General features: G+C 68.3%; 22 protein-coding genes. 12 read left to right on the top strand and 10 right to left on the bottom strand.

The window, feature by feature from the left end:
- Positions 1 to 13 precede the first annotated feature (13 nt).
- Genes M6D93_RS10660 through dapB form a run of 3 tightly spaced genes read left to right on the top strand, consistent with a single transcriptional unit; the run spans position 14 to position 2,633 of the window.
- Positions 14 to 475 carry an RrF2 family transcriptional regulator gene (locus tag M6D93_RS10660; protein WP_249769145.1) on the top strand — a complete coding sequence of 154 codons (462 nt, stop codon included), beginning with the start codon at positions 14 to 16 and terminating at the stop codon, positions 473 to 475.
- 34 nt (positions 476 to 509) lie between these two features.
- Positions 510 to 1,820: a M16 family metallopeptidase gene (locus M6D93_RS10655; RefSeq protein ID WP_249769144.1), complete on the top strand. Its 1,311-nt coding sequence runs from the start codon at positions 510 to 512 to the stop codon at positions 1,818 to 1,820.
- Positions 1,821 to 1,880: 60 nt separating this feature from the next.
- Positions 1,881 to 2,633 carry a 4-hydroxy-tetrahydrodipicolinate reductase gene (gene dapB, locus M6D93_RS10650; RefSeq protein WP_249769143.1) on the top strand — a complete coding sequence of 251 codons (753 nt, stop codon included), beginning with the start codon at positions 1,881 to 1,883 and terminating at the stop codon, positions 2,631 to 2,633.
- 12 nt (positions 2,634 to 2,645) lie between these two features.
- Here dapB and M6D93_RS10645 read toward each other — a convergent pair whose 3' ends face one another.
- The 4 genes from M6D93_RS10645 to M6D93_RS10630 all read right to left on the bottom strand — a co-directional run bounded on the left by M6D93_RS10645 (position 2,646) and on the right by M6D93_RS10630 (position 5,441).
- Positions 2,646 to 3,305 carry a DUF2461 domain-containing protein gene (locus tag M6D93_RS10645; RefSeq protein ID WP_249769142.1) on the bottom strand — a complete coding sequence of 220 codons (660 nt, stop codon included), beginning with the start codon at positions 3,303 to 3,305 and terminating at the stop codon, positions 2,646 to 2,648.
- 25 nt (positions 3,306 to 3,330) lie between these two features.
- The gene (locus tag M6D93_RS10640) at positions 3,331 to 3,876 is read right to left on the bottom strand and encodes a GNAT family N-acetyltransferase (protein ID WP_249769141.1); all 546 of its coding nucleotides are present in this window, start codon (positions 3,874 to 3,876) and stop codon (positions 3,331 to 3,333) included.
- A 48-nt stretch (positions 3,877 to 3,924) separates the two neighbouring features.
- Complete coding sequence (locus tag M6D93_RS10635; protein WP_249769139.1) at positions 3,925 to 4,749, bottom strand: Fpg/Nei family DNA glycosylase; 825 nt, start codon at positions 4,747 to 4,749, stop codon at positions 3,925 to 3,927.
- Positions 4,750 to 4,826: 77 nt separating this feature from the next.
- On the bottom strand, positions 4,827 to 5,441 hold the full coding sequence (locus M6D93_RS10630; protein ID WP_249769137.1) for a DedA family protein: 615 nt from the start codon (positions 5,439 to 5,441) through the stop codon (positions 4,827 to 4,829).
- Between the two features lie 99 nt (positions 5,442 to 5,540).
- Between M6D93_RS10630 and M6D93_RS10625 the strand changes: the two genes are divergently transcribed.
- Positions 5,541 to 6,782 (top strand): winged helix-turn-helix domain-containing protein, encoded by a 1,242-nt coding sequence (locus M6D93_RS10625; protein WP_249769135.1) that lies wholly within the window; start codon positions 5,541 to 5,543, stop codon positions 6,780 to 6,782.
- Here the strand turns inward: M6D93_RS10625 and M6D93_RS10620 are convergent.
- Both M6D93_RS10620 and M6D93_RS10615 read right to left on the bottom strand, forming a co-directional pair.
- Positions 6,775 to 7,632, bottom strand: a complete 858-nt coding sequence (locus tag M6D93_RS10620) for a DUF4097 family beta strand repeat-containing protein (protein ID WP_249769133.1) — start codon at positions 7,630 to 7,632, stop codon at positions 6,775 to 6,777. The genes M6D93_RS10625 and M6D93_RS10620 overlap by 8 nt on opposite strands.
- Positions 7,633 to 7,761: 129 nt before the next feature.
- Positions 7,762 to 8,361 (bottom strand): hypothetical protein, encoded by a 600-nt coding sequence (locus tag M6D93_RS10615; RefSeq protein ID WP_249769131.1) that lies wholly within the window; start codon positions 8,359 to 8,361, stop codon positions 7,762 to 7,764.
- A 195-nt stretch (positions 8,362 to 8,556) separates the two neighbouring features.
- Between M6D93_RS10615 and thyX the strand changes: the two genes are divergently transcribed.
- Entirely contained in the window at positions 8,557 to 9,309 is a 753-nt protein-coding gene (gene thyX, locus M6D93_RS10610; protein WP_249769129.1) for an FAD-dependent thymidylate synthase, read from the top strand.
- Between the two features lie 8 nt (positions 9,310 to 9,317).
- On the opposite strand, the gene M6D93_RS10605 is transcribed toward thyX, so the two are convergent.
- The gene (locus tag M6D93_RS10605; protein ID WP_249769127.1) at positions 9,318 to 9,833 is read right to left on the bottom strand and encodes a GNAT family N-acetyltransferase; all 516 of its coding nucleotides are present in this window, start codon (positions 9,831 to 9,833) and stop codon (positions 9,318 to 9,320) included.
- An 82-nt stretch (positions 9,834 to 9,915) separates the two neighbouring features.
- Here M6D93_RS10605 and dapA point away from each other — a divergent pair, with 82 nt between their 5' ends.
- Together dapA and M6D93_RS10595 are read left to right on the top strand one after the other, a co-directional pair.
- Positions 9,916 to 10,812 (top strand): 4-hydroxy-tetrahydrodipicolinate synthase, encoded by an 897-nt coding sequence (gene dapA, locus M6D93_RS10600; RefSeq protein WP_283818569.1) that lies wholly within the window; start codon positions 9,916 to 9,918, stop codon positions 10,810 to 10,812.
- A 258-nt stretch (positions 10,813 to 11,070) separates the two neighbouring features.
- On the top strand, positions 11,071 to 13,551 hold the full coding sequence (locus tag M6D93_RS10595; RefSeq protein WP_430667190.1) for a DNA translocase FtsK: 2,481 nt from the start codon (positions 11,071 to 11,073) through the stop codon (positions 13,549 to 13,551).
- Positions 13,552 to 13,641: 90 nt separating this feature from the next.
- On the opposite strand, the gene M6D93_RS10590 is transcribed toward M6D93_RS10595, so the two are convergent.
- Both M6D93_RS10590 and M6D93_RS10585 read right to left on the bottom strand, forming a co-directional pair.
- Positions 13,642 to 13,827: a hypothetical protein gene (locus tag M6D93_RS10590; protein WP_249769125.1), complete on the bottom strand. Its 186-nt coding sequence runs from the start codon at positions 13,825 to 13,827 to the stop codon at positions 13,642 to 13,644.
- 70 nt (positions 13,828 to 13,897) lie between these two features.
- A complete protein-coding gene (locus M6D93_RS10585) occupies positions 13,898 to 14,425 on the bottom strand; it encodes an amino-acid N-acetyltransferase (protein WP_249769124.1) in 528 nt (175 codons plus the stop codon).
- Between the two features lie 180 nt (positions 14,426 to 14,605).
- On the opposite strand from M6D93_RS10585, the gene rimO reads away from it, so the two are divergent.
- The 5 genes from rimO (at position 14,606) to M6D93_RS10560 (ending at position 18,926) form a co-directional block, all read left to right on the top strand.
- Positions 14,606 to 15,997, top strand: coding sequence for a 30S ribosomal protein S12 methylthiotransferase RimO (rimO, locus tag M6D93_RS10580; RefSeq protein ID WP_249769123.1), 1,392 nt, complete (start codon positions 14,606 to 14,608; stop codon positions 15,995 to 15,997).
- Positions 15,994 to 16,596: a CDP-diacylglycerol--glycerol-3-phosphate 3-phosphatidyltransferase gene (pgsA, locus tag M6D93_RS10575; protein WP_249769122.1), complete on the top strand. Its 603-nt coding sequence runs from the start codon at positions 15,994 to 15,996 to the stop codon at positions 16,594 to 16,596. Before rimO ends, pgsA begins: the two co-directional genes overlap by 4 nt.
- Positions 16,597 to 16,858: 262 nt before the next feature.
- The gene (locus tag M6D93_RS10570; protein WP_283818568.1) at positions 16,859 to 17,212 is read left to right on the top strand and encodes a helix-turn-helix domain-containing protein; all 354 of its coding nucleotides are present in this window, start codon (positions 16,859 to 16,861) and stop codon (positions 17,210 to 17,212) included.
- A gap of 118 nt (positions 17,213 to 17,330) precedes the next feature.
- Positions 17,331 to 17,972 (top strand): TetR family transcriptional regulator, encoded by a 642-nt coding sequence (locus tag M6D93_RS10565; RefSeq protein ID WP_249769121.1) that lies wholly within the window; start codon positions 17,331 to 17,333, stop codon positions 17,970 to 17,972.
- Between the two features lie 102 nt (positions 17,973 to 18,074).
- Positions 18,075 to 18,926 (top strand): PspA/IM30 family protein, encoded by an 852-nt coding sequence (locus tag M6D93_RS10560; RefSeq protein ID WP_283818567.1) that lies wholly within the window; start codon positions 18,075 to 18,077, stop codon positions 18,924 to 18,926.
- A gap of 51 nt (positions 18,927 to 18,977) precedes the next feature.
- Here M6D93_RS10560 and M6D93_RS10555 read toward each other — a convergent pair whose 3' ends face one another.
- The gene (locus M6D93_RS10555) at positions 18,978 to 19,775 is read right to left on the bottom strand and encodes a DNA-formamidopyrimidine glycosylase family protein (protein ID WP_249769120.1); all 798 of its coding nucleotides are present in this window, start codon (positions 19,773 to 19,775) and stop codon (positions 18,978 to 18,980) included.

The following is a 19,775-nucleotide window of genomic DNA, read 5'->3' as shown; positions in this document are numbered from 1 at the left end:
GGACAATGCGCGCGTGGAGATCTCAGCGAAGAGCGACTACGCCGTGCGTGCACTTCTCGAACTGGCCGACAGGGCTCCGGGCCTGGTCAAGATCGACGTGATCGTCGGCGACCAGCAGCTTCCCCGCAAGTTCGTGGAGGCGATTCTCGGCGATCTTCGCCGGGCCGGAATCGTGCGCTCCATGCGCGGCGCGGACGGTGGCTACGCGTTGGCGCGGCCGGCGTCGGAGATTTCCATCGGGTCCGTCATCCGCGCCGTGGACGGTCCGCTGGCCGAGGTTCGAGGTTTGCGTCCGGACGAGATGAACTACATCGGCCTTGCCGAACACCTGCCCGGACTCTGGGTGGCGGTGCGGGCGAGCCTGCGCAAGGTCCTGGACGAGACATCGTTGCAGCAGTTGCTCACCGGCAAGATGCCCGCCCACGTGAAGAAGATGATCGCCGATCCCTCCGCGTGGGCCCGGCGTACGCCCTGACCGCGGCCCAGCCGGCGGACACTAGGCTGTCCGGGTGACTTCTCGCGCCTCGACCCGCACGCTGCCCGCTTCCGGTGGCGGGGTCATCAAACGCACTGTGCTCCCCGGTGGCCTGCGGATCATCACCGAAGCCATGCCCGGCGTGCGGTCGGCGAGCGTGGGTATCTGGGTGGCGGTCGGCTCGCGCGACGAAGCTCCGTCGGTCGCTGGAACCAGCCACTTTCTCGAGCATCTGCTCTTCAAGGGCACCCGGACCCGTAGCGCGCTCGACATCGCCTCGGCCATGGACGCGGTAGGAGGGGAGTTCAACGCCTTCACCGAGAAGGAGCACACCTGCTTCTACGCAACGGTGCTCGATCAGGAACTGCCCCTGGCCGTCGAGATGATCTCCGACGTCGTCCTGAATGCGGTTATCGCCGCGACGGACGTGGACGTGGAGCGCACGGTCGTGCTGGAGGAGATCGCCATGCGCGACGATGATCCCTCCGACCTCGTCCACGACGAGTTCGCCGAGGCCCTCTTCGGCGACTCGCCGCTGGGCCGACCGATCCTGGGTACCGAGCACTCGATTCAGACCCTCAGCCGGACCCAGATCCACGGCTACTACGCTCGCCGGTACCGGCCGGGCGAGATGGTCGTCTCGATCGCGGGAAACATCGATCACGCCGACGTGGTGCGAATGGTTCGCACCGCGTTCGCCGGACGCCTCGACGGCCAGGCCGACCCGCCGGCGATCCGCGCGGACCGTTCGCACGCTCATGCGCCCTCGGCGCCGGTGCATGTGGTCAAGGACGACACCGAGCAGGCGAACATCATTCTCGGCGGCGCCGGCCTGTCGCGTTTCGACGAGCGCCGCTTCGTGCTCGGGGTGCTGTCCTCGGGCATCGGCGGCGGAATGTCGTCCCGGCTGTTCCAGCAGATTCGCGAACAGCGCGGCTTGGCCTACTCCACCTACAGTTTCTCCTCCGGCTACGCCGGCGACGGATTGTTCGCCCTCTACGCCGGATGCCAGCCCGGCAAAGCCGACGAGGTCGTATCGATCATGACCAGTGTCCTGGCCGACGTCGCCCTCAACGGGCTCAGCGAGGACGAGGTCGCTCGGGCGAAGGGTCAGTTGCGCGGCGGCATGGTCCTGGGGCTCGAGGACTCCGGGTCGAGGATGACTCGCATCGGCAAGGCAGAACTCAGCTTCGGTGACGTGCTGGGGATGGACGAGTTGTTGGCCGGTGTCGCGGCTGTGACCAGCGCGCAGGTCAACACGTTGGCCGAGGAACTGTTGTCCCGGCCCCGGTGCCTCACCGTGGTCGGGCCGTTCGGCGCCGATCACTTCGCCTCGGCGGTGTGACGGACATTCGCTGCTGCAGTGGCGCGGGCCCGCGCTGAGATCTCACGAAGGGGGAATGCGATGACCGACCCCGTGCCGGTGGCCGTGCTCGGCGCTCGCGGACGCATGGGCCAGGAAGTCTGTCGAACAGTCGAGGCGGCCCAGGACCTGACCTTGGTCGCGGCCGTCGACATCGGGGACGAGCTGAGCTCGGTCGCTGATGCGGGCCCTCTGGTCGTCATCGACTTCACCCACCCCGACGTCGTGATGGACAATCTGCGCTTCGTGATCGAGCACGGCATCCACGCTGTCGTGGGGACGACCGGTTTCACCGCGCAGCGCCTGGACGTCGTACGAGGCTGGCTGGCGGCGGCCCCCGACGTCGGCGTGATCGTCGCCCCCAATTTCGGCATCGGCGCGATCCTGTCGATGCGCTTCGCCGAGTTGGCGGCGCCGCACTTCGAGTCCGTCGAGATCGTCGAACTCCACCACCCGGACAAGGCCGATGCTCCGTCCGGCACCGCGGCCGCAACGGCTCACCGGATCGCGGCTGCTCGTGCCGCGGCCGACTCGCCGCCGATTCCGGACGCGACCACGACCGAACTTGCCGGCGCACGCGGGGCCGACATCGACGGGATCCGGGTGCACGCAGTTCGCGCCCGAGGCCTGGTCGCGCACCAGGAGATCATCCTGGGAGCCGAAGGTGAGACGCTCACTATCCGGCACGATTCGCTGAACCGATCCTCGTTCATGCCCGGCGTGGTCCTCGCCACCCGTCAGGTGGCGGCGCATCCGGGTTTGACCGTGGGCATCGACTCGCTGCTCGGGCTGTGATCGAGAACGGGCCTACTGCCCGCGGCGACTGCGTCCGCCGACCGCGTCCGAGGCGCCGACGTTGGCGTCGAGCCACTCGACCAGCGGACCCATGCTCCGCCAGGCTTTGACGATCTCGCTCTTCGCTCGGGCCGAGTGCAGCCAGGGCGGAAAGCCCAGCTCCTTGCGTAGGGTCAGCGCCTTGTGCCGCAAGAGCTCGGCCCGCGGATGGCCCTTGTCGTAGCCCGAGGGCACCCGACTGAGCTGATCGCCGCCCACCTCGAGCTTGGCCTTGCGCGCCTTGTCCAGTGCATCGACCAGCCCTGCCGAGGCAATGTCGTCGTCCACCGCGCGCCGGTAGCGGTTGATCTGATCGGATTCCATGCCGAAGTAGCCACCACCGACGAACAGCCCCGCCGCGGAGACGTGAAAGTACCGCCGGGACTCGCTGAAGTAGACACCCTGGTGTGTCTTGTACGGCGTCTTGTCCTTGGAGAAGCGGACGTCACGGTAGGGCCGGAAGAACTTCGGCGTGCCGAACTCGGCGGTGAGTTCGCTGGCCAGCGCCTCCAGCGGAGCCTTCACCGCCTCGTCGTAGACGTTCTTGTGGGCCAGCCAGAAAGTCTTGGAGTTGTCGGTCTCGAGGTCGTCGTAGAAGTCCAGCGCTGCGGCCGGGATACCCGTGAACGTCACCCGCTCACCCTAGCTTCGCCGTTGGCTAGGCCGGATCGCCCAGGCTCGCGTGCAGGCGAAGCTCGTTGATGCTTCCGGCCCCGGTGTCCAGACTGCGCTGGACCCCGTCGGCCTCCCAACCCGCCGATCGGTAGAACTGCAGCGAACTGGTGTCGGCCGCCGGAACCCAGGCGATGAGCCGATCAGCACCGTCGGCGGAGGCCAGGTCCGCGACCGCGGCCAGCAACCGGGATCCGTGACCTCGCCGTCCCCAGCGGGGCTCCACGAGCAAGACGCTGATCGCGGCGGTGGACTCCGGCCCGGGGTCTCCGTCGAGGGCGTCGGGATCGGGGGAGAAGGCCGCGAAACCGACCGTCCAGTCGCCCTCCTGGGCGATCACGACGTGGTGGCGCGGGCTGGGCGGGCTCGCCACTGCTGCCCGCCATCCGTCGGCGATCGCGGCCGGATCGAGTGCCGCCAGCACCGGGGCGGGCAGGACGTCCTGGTATCCCTGCCGCCAGGTCTCGACCTGGATCCGGGAAATCTCGGTCACGTCGCCGGGGCCGGCCGGCCGCACGCTCACATCTGCCACGCCGCCAGCCTACGGAGGGCCGACGGACGACTGGCTCACGGGTGCGGCCTAGGCCACCTGTTCCTTGGGGCACCACCAGGTCGTTCGGCCGCCGACCGTGGCCCGGGTCATCTCGGTGTGACACCGCGGGCAGTGATCACCCTTCCGGCGGTGCGGAATGATCCGGCCGGTGTGGACGCCGCCCTTCTCGACGGCGGCGGCGACGCCCGCGCGCAGCGCCCGGTACAGCCGGCGGCGCTCGGCTGCCGTCAGTGCGGACACCGGCCGCTGCGGAGACACCTTCGCCTGCCACAGCACCTCGTCGGCCAGAAGGTTGCCGACGCCGGCCAGTGCGGATTGGTCGAGCAGGCGTGCTTTGATCGGCGCGCTGCCACGGGCGATCGCCCGATCGAAATCGGCTGCGGCGATGTCGAGCGCGTCCGGCCCCAGTTGGCTCAGATCAGGGTCCAGGCGCACCCGGCCCAGTCGGCGCTTGTCGAACAGCCGCAGCGTCCCACCGTCGGCGAAGTGGACGGTGAAGCGATCCCAGGCCGGATTCGGCGTGCTGGAACGACGGGTGACGATCGGGTCGCCGCCTTCGACGAGTTCGCCGTCGGTGCTGTCGATGAACAACCGTCCGGCCATGCCGAGGTGGATGCCCAGGGTGGGTCCGGCGTGCCGGGACCGGCCCACGCCCGAGGTCTCGCACCACAGCGACTTGCCACGACGGTGCGCTGACTCCAGCCGGCGGCCCACCAACGCCGAGCGGATGTCGCCGGGGGAGTGCGGACGGCAGACGTAGGAGTCGAGATCGTCCACATCGACGATTCGGCGATTGAGCGCTGCCTTGTCCAGCGCGAGTCGAGCTGTCTCGACCTCGGGTAGTTCAGGCACGACCGCCCCATCCCGTGCCGCCCGGGGGCCACGGTGGGCCGGCCGGCTGACCGAGCCGAATCCCCAGGCCGTCGAGTTCAGTCGGCGACGCGTTCACGGCGCCTTCGCCGGATGTGCAAGGCGATCGCGGCCAGGATCACCAGGGCGAGCACCGCCAGCGGAGCCCAGGTCAGATACTGCTCGACGCGGTGCAGGGCGCTCGCGAAGGCGTAGCCCAGCAGCACGCAGCCGCCTCCCCACAAGATGCCGCCGGTGGCGTTCCAGGCGAGGAAGGTGGGGTAGTGCATGCCACTCATGCCCGCCATCGACGGGGTCAGTGCCCGCAGGACCGCGGTCAGCCGCCCGAACAGGACAGCCTTTCCGCCGTGTCGGTGGATGAACTGGTCGGTGTTCTGCCATCGCGGCTCGCCGACGAAGCGACCCAGGCGGGATCGGCGGATGCGTGGACCGAACTTGCGTCCGAACTCGAAGCCCACGCTGTCACCGGCGATCGCCGCGACGATGGCCAGGGGGACCATCACCCACACGTTGAGCACCTTCTCGTGGCAGAAGTAACCCGCCACCAGTAGCGCCGTTTCGCCCGGTAGGACCAACCCGACCAGGATCGCCGCCTCGGCGAAGGCCAGGCCCGCCGCGATGACATAGAGCCATACACCGACGTGCTCGCCGATGTGCTTGAGGAACTCCGTCACTCGCCCATCCTGTCATGGGGCGGCCGTTCGCCGCCGCTGACGGCCCGGACGGCTCAGCGCGCTGCCAAGGTTGTCGCATCCTCATGATCGAATGGCCCGATGGTTACCAAGGCGCAGGGATCGGCGGCCGGCCCGACCCTCAGCCCGGCGGCCGCGCGGCGGATCGCGCTGGCGGCTCAGGGCTTCGCGGCCCCGAGCCCCGCCGGGGCCGTCACGGCGCGGCACATCCGCAAGGCCGTCGACACGATGGGTCTACTCCAACTCGACTCGGTCAACGTGCTCTCCCGCTCCCACTACCTGCCGGTCTACTCGCGCATCGGTCCGTACCAGCGCGACGTGCTCGACCGGTTGACCGCGCACACCACCGGTCGCATCACGCGCGAGTACATCGAGTACTGGGCGCACGAAGCCTCGCTCATCCCACTGTCGACGTACCCGCTGCTGCGCTGGCGCATGGACGATCCGCAGCAGCAAGCCTGGGGCGGCATCGCGCGCATCGCGGTTGAGCGCCCGGAACTGGTGGACGACGTTCGCCGGCTGGTCGCCGAGTCGGGTCCGATCCGCACGAAGCAGACCGGGATCGAGCGCTCCCCACGAACGCCGGGACAGATGTGGAACTGGCACAAGGGCAAGGTCGCGCTCGAGTACCTCTTCTTCACCGGTCAGGTGGGGGCGGCCCGCCGGGTCAATTTCGAGCGCCACTACGACCTCATCGAACGGATCCTTCCGGCCGACGTGCTCGCGGCGCCGACCCTGTCGCGTCCGGAGGCGCAGCGCGAGCTCGTACGGATTGCCGCTCGCGCCTACGGTGTTGCCACCGAGCCGGATCTGGGGGACTACTTTCGGCTACCCCGCACCGACTCGAAGCTGCGGGTGGCCGAGTTGGTCGAGGCGGGCGAGCTCGTTCCGGTCACCGTCGCGGGCTGGCAGCCGCCGGCGTATCTGTGGCCGTCGGCGCGACGTCCGCGTTCAGTCAGCGCTCGTGCTCTGCTGAGTCCGTTCGACCCGTTGATCTGGTTCCGCGATCGGGCTCTGCGGCTGTTCGACTTCCACTACCGAATCGAGATCTACACGCCGGCGGCGAGCCGACGTTACGGCTACTACGTTCTGCCCTTCCTGCTCGGCGACACCATTGTGGCCCGAGTCGACCTCAAGGCGGATCGAGCCGTCGGCGCGCTCAGGGTCCAGGCGGTATGGGCGCAGCCAGGGGTGGACGAAGGCTATGTGGCTGAGCACCTGGCGGCCGAACTCGCGCAGTTGGCCCACTGGCTGGGGCTGGCCGACGTGGTCAGTGCCGGCATCGGTGACCTCGCCGGCCCGCTGAGCCGCTTCATCAGGTAGCGGGTTGCTCGGCAGTGGGCGCGGTCCGGCGAACGGTGATGTCACCGTTGCCCGTGCGGGCCCGAATGCTCGACCGGCGGGACGGCTCCTTGACCAGCCCGGCGGTCGTGGGCTGATCGGTCACCGGCATCTCGGTGCGTAGTTCCCCGTGCCCGGTCAGCAGATCCAGCCGCACCTGATGACCGGCGGCGATCCCGACGCTCAGACTCCCACTGCCCGTCGTCAGATCGACGTCGCCATCAGCCTGCTCGATGACGAGTTCCCCCGATCCCGACCGCAGTCTCACCGCGTCGTGCGCGAGCCCGATCCGGGCCGTGCCGGTGCCTATGCCGATGTCGACTGCGCCGCTGACCTCGGTGATGTCCACCTCGTTGCTCCCGGACCGGATCTCGACCGAGCCGCGCACGCGGTGCAGCGTCGATGATCCGTTGCCGCTGCGGACCCGCACGTCACCGTCGGCTCCGTCGAGGTTGAGTTCGGTGGTTCGTCCGGCGATGTCGACCCCGCCGAGGGTGCCGGCGACCGAGACCGTCGCGCTCAACGTGGTGACTTTCATGGCCGTCCCGGTCGGGACGACCGCGACCACGTCGATGGCGTCGCTTTCCGAAGTCGGGCCACCGAACACCGCGAGGTCGAGCAAACCCCCGCGAGGCCGCGGTCCGGAAATCATCAGGGTCGGGCCACGCATGGCGACGCTGACGCTGTCGAGCACGGAGGAGCGGGGAGCGCGTGGCGTCACCTCGACCCGTGCCTCGGACAGGCCGTCCTCGGCTCGCACGGACAGTGATCCGAGGGCGAAGCGGGCCTGAAGATTGATCGGCCCGCTCAGGGGAAACGTTTCGATAGGCATGACGGGACTCCAGAGATGAGAGGGAAAAGCTCGACGCCGGGACCTACGGGGCCCCAGTACGGGACTTCAGAACGGGGACTTCGCGGGGCACCACCGCGGCGGTACAGGAGCGGTACAGCGGCGGGCGGCTCAGCCCGTGACCCACCCGGAGATGCGGTTGGACCCACGGCTGCCGCCTGAACTGCCGCCGGAGCGACCCCCGGATCCGCCGGGCCAGCCCGCGCCGCTGGGCCAGCCCGCGCCGCTGGGCCAGCCGGCCCAGCTGGCCCAGCCACCAGGACCCTGACCCCCTGGGAATCGTCCGGAGCCGACCGCGTTCGCTGCGGTGCGGACCAGCCAGGTATTGACGGACACGTCGGCGCGGGCCGCGGCCTGCTCGATGTCGGCCTTGAGAGCCTCGGTGAGGCGCATGCTGATTCGTGCCGAGGCGTCACCGTCGTCCACCCGCGGTTCCTCGGCCTCGACGGGGGCGTGGCTCACCGACACGCGTACGGCGTCACCGTCGAGATGGACGCTGACGGCCGGACTCGCATGGCCGCCGCCGGCTTCGAAAAGTGCTCCGTTGATCTCGCCCGCGGCCTCCGACAGGGCGTTGAGGACTGCCAGCCGCACGGCGGAGTCGAGCGGGCCGGCCAATGCGGCCGCGATCTCCTGCGTGCGTTCGTCACCGAGCGCGGCGGCGGCGGTGAGTTGGCTTCGGACCTGCGAGGTGTAGTCGTCGAGCTTCATGACATCACTATGACATCATGCCTGGCATCAAATCAAGAGGGTATTGCTGTCAGTGTGGCAACCCAGCAGCGGGCCGCGACACGGAGGCTGATCGTGGACCGAGAACCCGGCGTGTGGCCTAAGCTGTTCACACGCTCGGGCAGGTCCGGTTGCCGGCGCTCGATGCGGTCATCACGCTGTCGACTGGAGTGCGCTGTGCCCGAAATCGTCCAACCCAAGGTCCAGGTCATCGCGTGGACGCAATTCGAGGTCCCCGACGGCGTGCCGTGGGAGACCGACGCCGACGGCGGCCAGGCTCTGGCCGAGTTCGCCGGCCGCGCCTGTTACCAGTCGTGGAAGAAACCGAATCCAGCGACCGCTACCAACGCCGGCTACCTGCACCACATCCTCGAGGTTGGGCATCTGTCGGTCCTGGAGCACGGTTCGGTGACCTTCTACCTGTCGGGCATCTCTCGCTCGCTGACTCACGAGCTGATCCGGCACCGCCACTTCAGTTACTCCCAACTGTCACAGCGCTACGTGCCCGAGCGAGACGCGGCGATGGTCGAGCCCGACGTCATTGCCGACGATCCTGAACTGCATGCGAAGTTCGTCGCGGCGTCCGAGGCGGCCGTGGCCGCCTATACGGACCTCCTCGAGGGTCTGGAAAAGAAGTTCGCCGACGTCGAGCACGCCACGCTGCGACGCAAGCAGGCCCGCCAAGCGGCCCGGGCGGTGCTCCCGAACGCCACCGAAACCCGGATCGTGGTCACCGGGAACTACCGGGCGTGGCGGCATTTCGTCGCGATGCGAGCGTCCGAGCACGCCGACGTCGAGATCCGGAATCTGGCCATCGCCTGCCTTCGGGAACTCAAGCGCGTCGCCGGGAACGTCTTCGCGGACTTCGAGATCACGACGTTGCCCGACGGCACGGAGGTAGCGTCCTCGCCGATGGTGTCGGAGGGATAGGCCCCCGGTCAGCCCAGCTCCGCCGCAGGCAGCTGGTACACCAGCTGCTCTGCGCCGGTGTAGTCCAGCTGACGACCGCAAGCAATCATGCCCAGCCGTTCGACGACCGCGATCGAGGCCACATTCACCGGGCGGATCACGGCCTGCAGGATCGCGCCGCGCTCGATTCGTTCGGCCAGGGGACCGCTGGCCCGGATGATCTCCTGCGCGTAGCCGTGCCCCCAGGCGTGCGGAAAGAGCCGGTAGTAGACGTTGAAGTTGACCTGGTTGCGCCGGACGCCGCCACACCCCAGGTAGTCGCCCGAGATCGAGCGCACCGAGTAGTACCCCAGGCCGACCAGCAGCCAGTCCTCGATCCACTCCTGCAGCACCGTCCGGCTGTGTTCGACGTCCGGGTGACGCACGTGCGGCGCGTGCTCATACGTCGCCGGGTCGCTGTGCAGCCGGTGGAAGTCATCCAGGTCGGTCATGGCGACCGCGTCCAGCTGCAGCCGGTCCGTACGTAACGCCGCGAAATGGTGCACGAGGACAGTTTGGCAGGCTCTGAGCGGCGATCGGCGGTAACGCGGTACGAACGCCGGACGTCCTGCCGGTAGCGTTGAAGCCATGTCGACGCTCGATCCCACTCGCCCGTTCGGCCGCCTCGCCACGGCTATGGTCACGCCGTTCTCTGTTGCTGGGGAGATCGACCTCGACGCAGCGGTGAAGCTGGCGAAGTACCTCGTCGACGAGCAGCGCAACGACACGCTCGTCGTCAACGGCACGACAGGCGAATCGCCCACCACGACCGACGGGGAGAAGGCTGACCTCGTCGCCGCTGTCGTGGAGGCGATCGGCGACCGGGCGCGCGTGGTCGCGGGGGTGGGCACGTTCGACACTGTGCACACGGTGCACCTGGCCGAGCAGGCCGCGAAAGCCGGTGCGCACGGGCTGCTGGTCGTCACGCCCTACTACTCCAAGCCACCTCAGGCCGGCCTGCTGCAGCACTTCCGAGTGGTTGCCGACGCAACGCAGCTTCCGGTCATGATCTACGACATCCCGGGCCGCTCGGGCGTGCCCGTCGCCACCGACACCATGATCGAGCTGGCCAAGCACGAGCAGATCGTCGCCGTCAAGGATGCCAAGGGCGATCTCGCCGCCTCCGCCCGAGTGATCGGCGAGACCGGCCTGGCTTACTACGCCGGCGACGACGCCATGACGCTGCCGCTGCTGTCCGTCGGAGGCGTCGGTGTGGTGGGGACATCGACACACTTCTCCGGCCGCCTCACCCGCGAGCTCATCGAGGCCTACGAACGCGGTGCGGTGTCCGAAGCTGCCCGGCTGCACCAGCAGTTACTGCCGATCTACACGGGAATCTTCCGCACTCAGGGGGTCATCCTGGTCAAGGCTGGCCTGGCGCTGCAGGGCCTGGGGGTGGGCGGAGTACGGCTGCCGCTGGTGGAAGCGACCGATCACGAGATCAGCCACCTTCGCGAGGATCTGGTCGCCGCCGGCCTGCTCTGACCACCCCGGCCCGGGGTCCGATTCGCGGTGTCGCTACACCCTCAACTTTGGGTTGAGCGTTACGGTTACCGAGTGCCAGCTACCGGAACCACACCGCGTCCTCCCGCAGGTCGGTCGGCCGCCGCCAAGACCGGCGGCCGCTCGCCGTCGAGCAAGCCTCGGGCCGCCAACACCAAGCCGCGGGCAGCAGCCTCACGCGGCACCTCCCGGTCTCCCAAGCCCCCCGTCCGCAGAGGCCCGGGCCCGCTCGCGCTGATCATGCGGGGCCTTGTCCACGGGATCGTGCGCGTGTGGCTGACCGTTGGACGAGGCCTCGGCACGGTGGCCCGTGCGGTCGGCCGTAACGCGGCCACGGCCCGGGACCTGGACACCGCCCACCGTCGTGACGGTGCCGGACTGGCTCTCATCGCACTCGGTGTCATCTCGGCCATCGCCATCTGGTTCAACGCCGCGGGCTCGGCAGGCCATGCGTTGGCCGCCCTGCTCCGCCTGCTCGTCGGCAACGCCGCCGTCGTGATTCCTCCGCTGCTGGGCTACGTCGCGATTCACGTTCTGCGGCAGCGTCCGCGCCCGGAAACCCACGGCCGGATGCTGGTGGGCTGCACGGCGATTCTGCTGTCGGTCACGGGTCTTCTGCACCTGTGGGGCGACAGCCCGTCCCGGCGCGGCGACTGGTCGCACGCCGGCGGCAGCGTCGGTGCCCTGTCCGGGCTGGCCGAGCGCGCGCTGCCGGCCGCCTTGCTCGTCCTGGTTCTCTTCCTGCTCGGCGCGTTCGGTGCGCTGGTCGTCACCGCGACACCTCTCAACCAGTTGCCGGCCATGGTCGGCGAGGCGTACCGGCAGCTCGCTCACCACGGCCAGGCCACCGCCGACCCGGCGGCAGATTCCGACGCTGAATTCGGCGACTTCAGAGCCAGTTGGCGTCGCGGGCGCAAGCCCGCCGACATCGAGGCCGACCTCCTGGCGGCGCAGGCCTTCGCCGACGGCGACCCGTTCTTGGACGACCCGTTCCCGGCCGGCGACGGAACCCCGGCGGACCCGATCGCCGGCGCGGCCGAGGCCGAACCCATCCGCAAACCACGCAGGCCGAGGGTCGCCCAGCCACCCGTCGAGGAGGACCTGCCGCCGATCACGCGCCCGACCCAGCTGGAGCTGTCCGGCGGGGCCGGGATGTACACCCTGCCGCCCGTCGACGTGCTGGGCGCGGGCTCGCCCCACCTGGCTCATACGAAGGCCAACGACGAGGTGATCGCCTCGCTCACCCAGGTATTCGAGGAGTTCAACGTCGACTGCGCGGTCACCGGTTTCACCCGCGGCCCGACGGTCACCCGCTACGAGATCGAGGTCGGGCCGGGCGTCAAGGTCGAGCGCATCATCCAGTTGACCCGCAACATCGCCTATGCGGTGAAGTCGGCCGACGTCCGCATCATCAGTCCGATCCCGGGAAAGTCCGCCGTCGGGGTCGAGATCCCCAACACCGACCCGGAAATCGTCATGCTGGGCGACGTGCTGCGCTCGTCGGTGGCCCGCCGCGATCAGCACCCCATGCTGGCCGCTCTCGGCAAGGACGTCGAGGGAGGTTTCGTGGTGGCCAACCTGGCGAAGATGCCGCACATGCTCGTCGCCGGTGCCACCGGGGCCGGCAAGTCCTCCTGCATCAACTCGCTGATTCTGTCGGTCCTGACCCGCGCGACCCCCGAGCAGGTGCGCATGGTGCTGATCGACCCCAAGCGCGTGGAGTTCGCGGCGTACCAGGGCATTCCGCACCTGGTCACCCCGGTCATCACCAACCCGAAGAAGGCCGCCGACGCCTTGGCTTGGGTGGTGCGCGAGATGGACATGCGCTACGAGGACATGGAGGCCTCGGCGGTCCGGCACATCGACGATTTCAACCGCAAGGTCCGTAACGGCGAGATCATCGCGCCGCCGGGCAGTGAGCGCGTCTATCAGCCCTATCCGTACCTGCTGGTGATCGTCGACGAGCTCGCGGATCTGATGATGGTGGCACCGCGTGACGTCGAGGACGCCATCGTGCGGATCACGCAGCTGGCCCGGGCCGCGGGCATCCACCTGGTTATCGCGACCCAGCGACCGTCGGTCGACGTCGTGACCGGACTGATCAAGGCGAACGTCCCCTCGAGGCTGGGATTCAAGACGTCGTCGGTCACCGACTCGCGCGTCATCCTCGACCAGCCGGGGGCGGAGAAACTGCTCGGCAAGGGTGACGGACTGTTCCTGCCGATGGGCGCTTCCAAGCCTGCCCGTATCCAGGGCGCGTACGTGACCGACCACGAGATCAAGGCCATCGTCGACCACTGTAAGGAGCAGTTGCAGCCGGTCTACCGGGATGACGTGACGGCTCCGGTCGCCGCGAAGAAGGACATCGACGAGGACATCGGCGATGACCTGGACGTATTCCTGCAGGCGGTCGAACTGGTGGTGTCGACCCAGTTCGGGTCGACGTCGATGCTGCAGCGCAAGCTCCGGGTGGGCTTTGCCAAGGCGGGTCGACTGATGGACCTGATGGAGTCGCGCTCGATCGTGGGTCCCTCGGAGGGGTCGAAGGCCCGCGATGTGCTGGTCAAACCGGACGAGCTCGCTGGCCTGATGTACACCCTGCGAAACGGCGGCACGGCCGACGATCTGGTGGAGGACGAGTCAGACGAGGAGCCGGTCGACGGCCTCGAGCGAGCTCGCCTTTCCGGTTACGCCGGATCCGAGGACTCGCCACCGTTCTGAGGACCTCTGAGGACCTCTGAGTACCCACGCTGATGAAGAAGGGGCCGCCCGCGGTTGCGGACGGCCCCTTCTTCGCGTCGAACGGTGCGGTCAGACTCTGGCTGAGTGGCGCGCGGTGTAGAACATCCGACGCAACGTCAGCCTGACCCGGCCTTCGGCGGCGTGCCGACCGGGACGGTCGACCACGGCGGTCGTGGTCTGCTGCTTCCAAGCGTCGGCCGCAGGGCTGGCCACGGTGGAATGCACCTGCGGGCGGTTGAGCTGGAACACGGTCATGGGGCAACACCTCCGTACCACAGGGTAGGAGATTTGTCTCAGCCGACCGCAGAGGCGCGCGGGAGGCCGGTCACAGAGTGAGCAACATCCGGGAATTGCCGAGGGTGTTGGGCTTGACGTACTCGAGGTCGAGAAACTCGGCGATGCCGGCGTCATAGGAGCGTCTGAGTTCGGAGTAGACCTCGGGTTCGACGGGCGTTCCCTCGATCTCGACGAAGCCGTGCCGGGCGAAGAAGCGCGTCTGGAAGGTCAGCGCGAACAGCCGGTGCAGTCCCAGCCGGCGGGCCTCGTCGATGAGTTCGGCCAGCAGACCGTCGCCCAACCGATGCCCCCGGACCGTCGGGGACACCGCCAGGGTGCGGATCTCGCCCAGGTCCTCCCACAGCACGTGCAGTGCGCCGCAGCCGACGATGTCTCCGTCCAGCTCCAGGACTCGAAATTCCTGGACGGTCTCGTAGAGCGTCACGGTGTCCTTGGCCAGCAGCAACCGCTGGCCGGTGTAGGTGTCGACCAGCCGTTTGATACTGCCGACGTCACTCGTCCGCGCTCGGCGAACCAGTACCAGTCCCTGCACCTGCTCGCTGTCCGGGTCCGCCACGGGGGAAGACTATCGATCCGATCGGCGGGGTCGGATCATCGGCTCCGGAAGCGCGCGTCGGTCCAGATCCGCGGCTTGGACGGCCCTTGCGCGGCCGACGGGAAACGAGGACCTGATTCCGCAGGTAATCTTTGGCCCGTGCCTGAATCGCGAGTCCAGGAGGTGTCACAACCTCGTCGTGTGTCCTTGGTGACCCTTGGCTGCGCCCGCAACGAGGTGGACTCCGAGGAGCTCGCAGGGACCCTGGCGGCCCGCGGATGGGAGCTGTCCGAGTCCGAGGATGCCGACGTCGTGGTGGTCAACACCTGCGGATTCATCGACTCGGCCAAGAAGGATTCGATCGACACGCTCCTGGCGGTCGCGGACTCCGGACGCAAGGTCGTTGCAGTGGGGTGCCTGGCCGAACGCTACGGCGACCAGCTGGCCGGCGCGCTTCCGGAAACGAACGCGATCCTCGGCTTCGACTCCTACGCCAGCATCGACGAGCGCCTTGACGACGTGCTGGCCGGCCGCGAGATCGCGCCTCATCACCCGAGTGATCGCCGGACGCTGCTGCCGATCAGCCCGGCTCAACGACCGAAGGCCGTCTCCGAGGTCGCGGTACCCGGTCATGCCTGGGGGCCGACAGCGTCGCCGGGCCTGGCCCGCAGGCGCCTGGACGACGCCCCGGTGGCCTATCTGAAACTGGCCTCGGGCTGCGATCGCCGGTGCACGTTCTGCGCGATCCCGTCCTTCCGTGGCGCGTTCGTCTCCCGGACACCCGCCGAGGTGGAGTCCGAGGCTGCCTGGCTGTCCGAACAAGGGGTGCGCGAACTCGTCCTGGTGAGCGAAAACTCGACCTCCTACGGCAAGGATCTGGGTGACCTGCGCGCGTTGGAGGCCCTGCTGCCTCGGCTCGCCGCGATCGAGGGAATCGAACGCATCCGGGTCTCCTACCTGCAACCGGCCGAGCTTCGCCCGTCACTGCTGGAGGTCATCGCGGGGACGCCCGGCGTCGTGCCCTACTTCGATCTGTCGTTCCAGCACGCCAGCCCGACGGTGCTGCGCCGCATGAAACGGTTCGGTTCGACCGAGACGTTCGTCGAGCTGCTCGATCGGGCCCGCGCCATCGCCCCGGAACTCGGCGCGCGGAGCAACGTGATCGTCGGCTTCCCGGGCGAAACCGAGGACGACGTCGCCGAACTCGAACGGTTCCTCACCGAGGCCCGCCTCGATGTGGTCGGGGTCTTCGGATACTCCGACGAGGAGGGCACCGAGGCCGAAACCTTCGAGGGCAAGCTCGACCCGGACGAGATCGCCGCCCGGGTCGAGCGCGTGTCCCAGCTGGCGGACGAACTCGTCAATCAGCGCGCCGAGGATCGCATCTCCTCGCTGGTGGAGGTGCTTGTCGAGGCCATCGACGCCGATGGTGTCACCGGCAGAGCGGCTCACCAGGCGCCCGAGACCGACGGCTCGGTCACCTTGGTGGGCGAGATCGCCGGGTTGCGCAGGGGTCACCTCGTCAGCGCAGTGGTCATCGACAGCGACGGAGCTGATCTGGTCGCGCACGTGCGGCCGGAGTCGGCCAGATGACGCACCTGGAACCGAGGCTCGACCCGCTCGGTGATCCGGTCACGACCGTCTCGGTCTGGAACATCGCCAACGCGCTCACGATCCTGCGGCTGGTCCTCGTACCTTTCTTCGCCGCCGCGCTGTTCGCCCATGGCGGCCATACCGGCGCGTGGCGAGGGGTCGCCTGGGTCATCTTCGCCGTTGCCAGCCTCACCGACCTCATCGATGGTGACCTTGCACGTAAGCGGGGGCTGATCACCGAGTTCGGCAAGCTCGCGGACCCGATCGCCGACAAGGCTCTGATCGGCACCGCACTGGTGGGCCTGTCCATGCTGGGGGAGCTGGCGTGGTGGGTCACCTGGCTGATCCTGGCGCGCGAGATCGGCGTGACCCTGCTGCGGTTCTGGGTGATTCGTCACGGAGTGATCCCGGCCAGCCGGGGCGGGAAGCTCAAGACGATGGTGCAGGCGTGGGCCATCGGGCTGCTCGTGCTGCCCCTCAACGGCGGGTGGCATGCCGCCGCGACCGGGGTGATGATGGCTGCAGTGGTGCTGACCGTGCTCACGGGCCTGGACTACGTTGCGCGGGCGGTAACGCTGCGGCGCAAGAGCGCTCGCTGAGCGGCACGGGACCCGGAACACGATCAGGGGCCAGCGCGTTGTGTCCTCGGTTGACCTTCTGTCGGTTCCGCTCGCCGAAACCTTCGGGGGCAGCGCTGAGGTAGGTCGGCCGGACCCGAGGCCCGGGCGGGCCTGGTTCGCTTTCAGCGAACGAGCGCTTGGCGGCGAAGTTGTCAGTCGCCGGACTAGGGTTTGATGTACACCTGTGGTGATGTTGCATTCACGATGCTGACAGCGCCAGCGAACGAGAGGGGTATCGCAAATGGCCGTTCTGCGGCACGTTGTCGGCGAGACCCTGCGTGCAGTGCGCCTGCGTCAGCGTCGCACTCTACGAGAGGTCTCCGCCGCAGCCCGGGTAAGCCTGGGCTACCTGTCCGAGATCGAACGCGGGCACAAGGAACCGTCCTCCGAACTGCTCGCGGCTATCTGCGAGGCGCTCGACGTTCCGTTGTCCGAGATCTTCCTGACCGTTTCTGACCAGCTCCGCCGGCAAGAGCGGATGGCCGAACGCACCATGGTCATGGCCAAAGCCGGGCACGGGCCGATGCTCACGCCGGCGCCGCATCGCGAGGACGGCCCGCAGATGCGATCGGTTCCGAAGAACGTCGCCGCCTGAACCAGTGCACCGGTGCGGGCGATTCGACGCCCATGAGGCTCAAGCCGAGCCTGAGACTATGGGCGTGTCGGCATCCAAGGTGAGCCGAGGCTGCTGACCCTGCGCCTACGGTCGAATCATGGCAGCAGCGAGATCACACCGGCACGATCCCCTGGTCGAGATCCTGTTGACCCCGACCACGGGCTTGCCCGTCCGACCTGACCCCGTCGACGAGGCCCCAGTACCCCTGGGCTCACCGCCGGCGCGGATGAGCAGTCCGATGGCCCGAACGCGGGGCGCGATCCTGGCCGGGGCCGGGCGTGCGGTGAGCGTGAGCGGAACCCAGATCTCGATGACGCAGATCGCAGCTGCGGCCGGGGTGGCCAAGGCGACGCTGTACAACCACTTCCGGACCCGGGATGACGTGCTGGCCGCGCTGTTGCTCGTCGAGGTCGACCAGCTCATCCGGCAGGTCGGTCATCTCGAACTGACCGACGCGCTGCTCCAGGCTGCTCTGGCGATTTCCGAGCACCCCATGCTGGAGGCCCTCGGCGGTGAGGACACGGCCTTGCTGGCGGTGTTCGCTCGGGTGGACGTCCGCTCGCCCGGGTGGCGCCAGGCGGCCGAGGCGGTGGCGGCCGTGCTCAACCGGGCTGGACGCCGGGGAGCGCCGACAGTGCTGCGCTGGCTGGCCTCGTTCATAACCGGGCCGGCCGATCTTGAGGACATTCGGTCGGACGTCAGCATTCTCGTCGCGGGCCTTCCCCCGGTGACGGCGTAATCGCCCTCCGCCCGAGGCGGTACATGCGGCAGACTGGATGTGAGCGGCGCCTCGGCGGGACGCTCACACGTATCGATCGGCAGCGAAAGGTCCTGGAGCGAAATGGCTAACGGTTTCGTCAAGGCGTGGCACTACGTCTCGGCCTGGTTCAGCGCGAAGGTCGATGAAAAGGCCGATCCGAAGATCCAGATTCAGCAGGCCATCGAGGAGGCGCAGCGGCAGCACGAGGCGCTGACCCGCCAGGCCGCCAGCGTGATCGGCAACCAGCGGCAGCTGGAGATCAAACTCGATCGTCAGCTCAGCCAGATCGAGAAGCTTCAGGCCGAAGCACGTCAGGCCCTCGTGCTGGCGGACAAGGCCCGAGGCGAGGGCGACGAAGGCCGGGCCGGTGAGTTCGAGCAGACGGCGCAGATCCTGGCCAATCAGCTGGTTACGGCTGAGCAGAGCGCCGCCGATCTCAAGCAGCTGCACGATCAGTCGATCGGTGCGGCCGAGCAGGCGCGCCAGGCCGTGCAGGACAACGGGCTGCTTCTTCAGGAGAAGCTCACCGAGCGCACCAAACTGCTCAGCCAGCTCGAGCAGGCAAAGATGCAAGAGCAGGTGTCTGCCTCCCTGAACCAGATGAGCGAGCTGTCCGCGCCTCGCAACACCCCGTCGCTGGAGGAGGTGCGCGAGAAGATCGAACGGCGCTACACCACGGCGCTCGGACAGGCCGAGCTGGCGTCGTCCTCGGTCCAGGGCCGCATGCTCGAGGTGAGAAAGGCGACGACGAGCATGGCCGCCCAGGCGCGACTGGAGGAGATTCGCGCGTCGCTGTCGGCCGACAAGCCCGGCGGCGGACCAGCGGCGACGTTGGAGACCGATCAGAATCCCGCACTTGGCAAGGGACCCGGCGCCGACTCGCCGGTCGAGCAGGCCACGCCGTCGCTGCGCAAGGCTGACCCTGCTGAGTAATCGTGCGCGCGGTTGCGCCTGGGCGACCGGCGCTCGGACCAGAGAGCGGAATCAGCCGCCCTGGGGTTGCACGCCCTGGCACTGCGGACAGAAGTAGAGGACTCGTTCCATCGCGTCGGGGCCTTGCTCCGCCTGCCGGATTGCGGTTCGGCAGCGCCGGCAACCGCGGCCGGCACGCCCGTAGACGTAATACTGCTGTCCGGGCTGGGGCCAGCCCGTGGTGTTGCGGTGGAAGCTGCCGCAGTTCGCTCTGAGCAGGCGCACCGCGTCGTTCAGCACCGCTGGCACGTCGGGAACAGTCTCGATAGCCTGCCACGGGTTCAATCGGTGCAGGAACAGCAGTTCGCACTTGTAGACGTTGCCGATTCCGGCCACGACGCGTTGATCGAGCAGCACCTCTCCGACTGGGCGGCTGGGTTCGAGCAAGGCACGCCGGATGGCCTCTTCGAGGTCGAAATTCGGGGACAGTAGGTCGGGACCCAGGTGCCCGACCACCGTTTGCTCCTCAGCTGTCGGTACGAGCGCGAGATCATGCACGTTGCTGCCGGTGGCCAGGAAACGGTCGTTACCGACGAGCGCCCGGATCTCGAAGGAGCGGGCTCGCGCCTTGGCTCCCGCGTTGCCCACGCGCCAGGCGCCGTCCATCCTGAGATGGCTGTGCAAGCTCGTACCGCCGGAGAAGCGCATCAGCAGGTGCTTACCAACGGACACGACCTCGCTCACCTGCTCCCCTCGCCGATCGGCCAGCGCGAGTTGGGGCACCCGAAGGTCGAAGGTCGTCACCGTGCGGCCGCTGAGAGCCTGCGACAGTCGGGCTGCGGTGATGAAGACCGTGTCTCCTTCGGGCAC

The organism is Jatrophihabitans telluris, assembly GCF_023516435.1.
Taxonomy (GTDB): domain Bacteria; phylum Actinomycetota; class Actinomycetes; order Mycobacteriales; family Jatrophihabitantaceae; genus Jatrophihabitans_A; species Jatrophihabitans_A telluris.
Note: the sequence above shows the minus strand (reverse complement) of the source record. Positions and strands in the feature narration are given on the sequence as shown.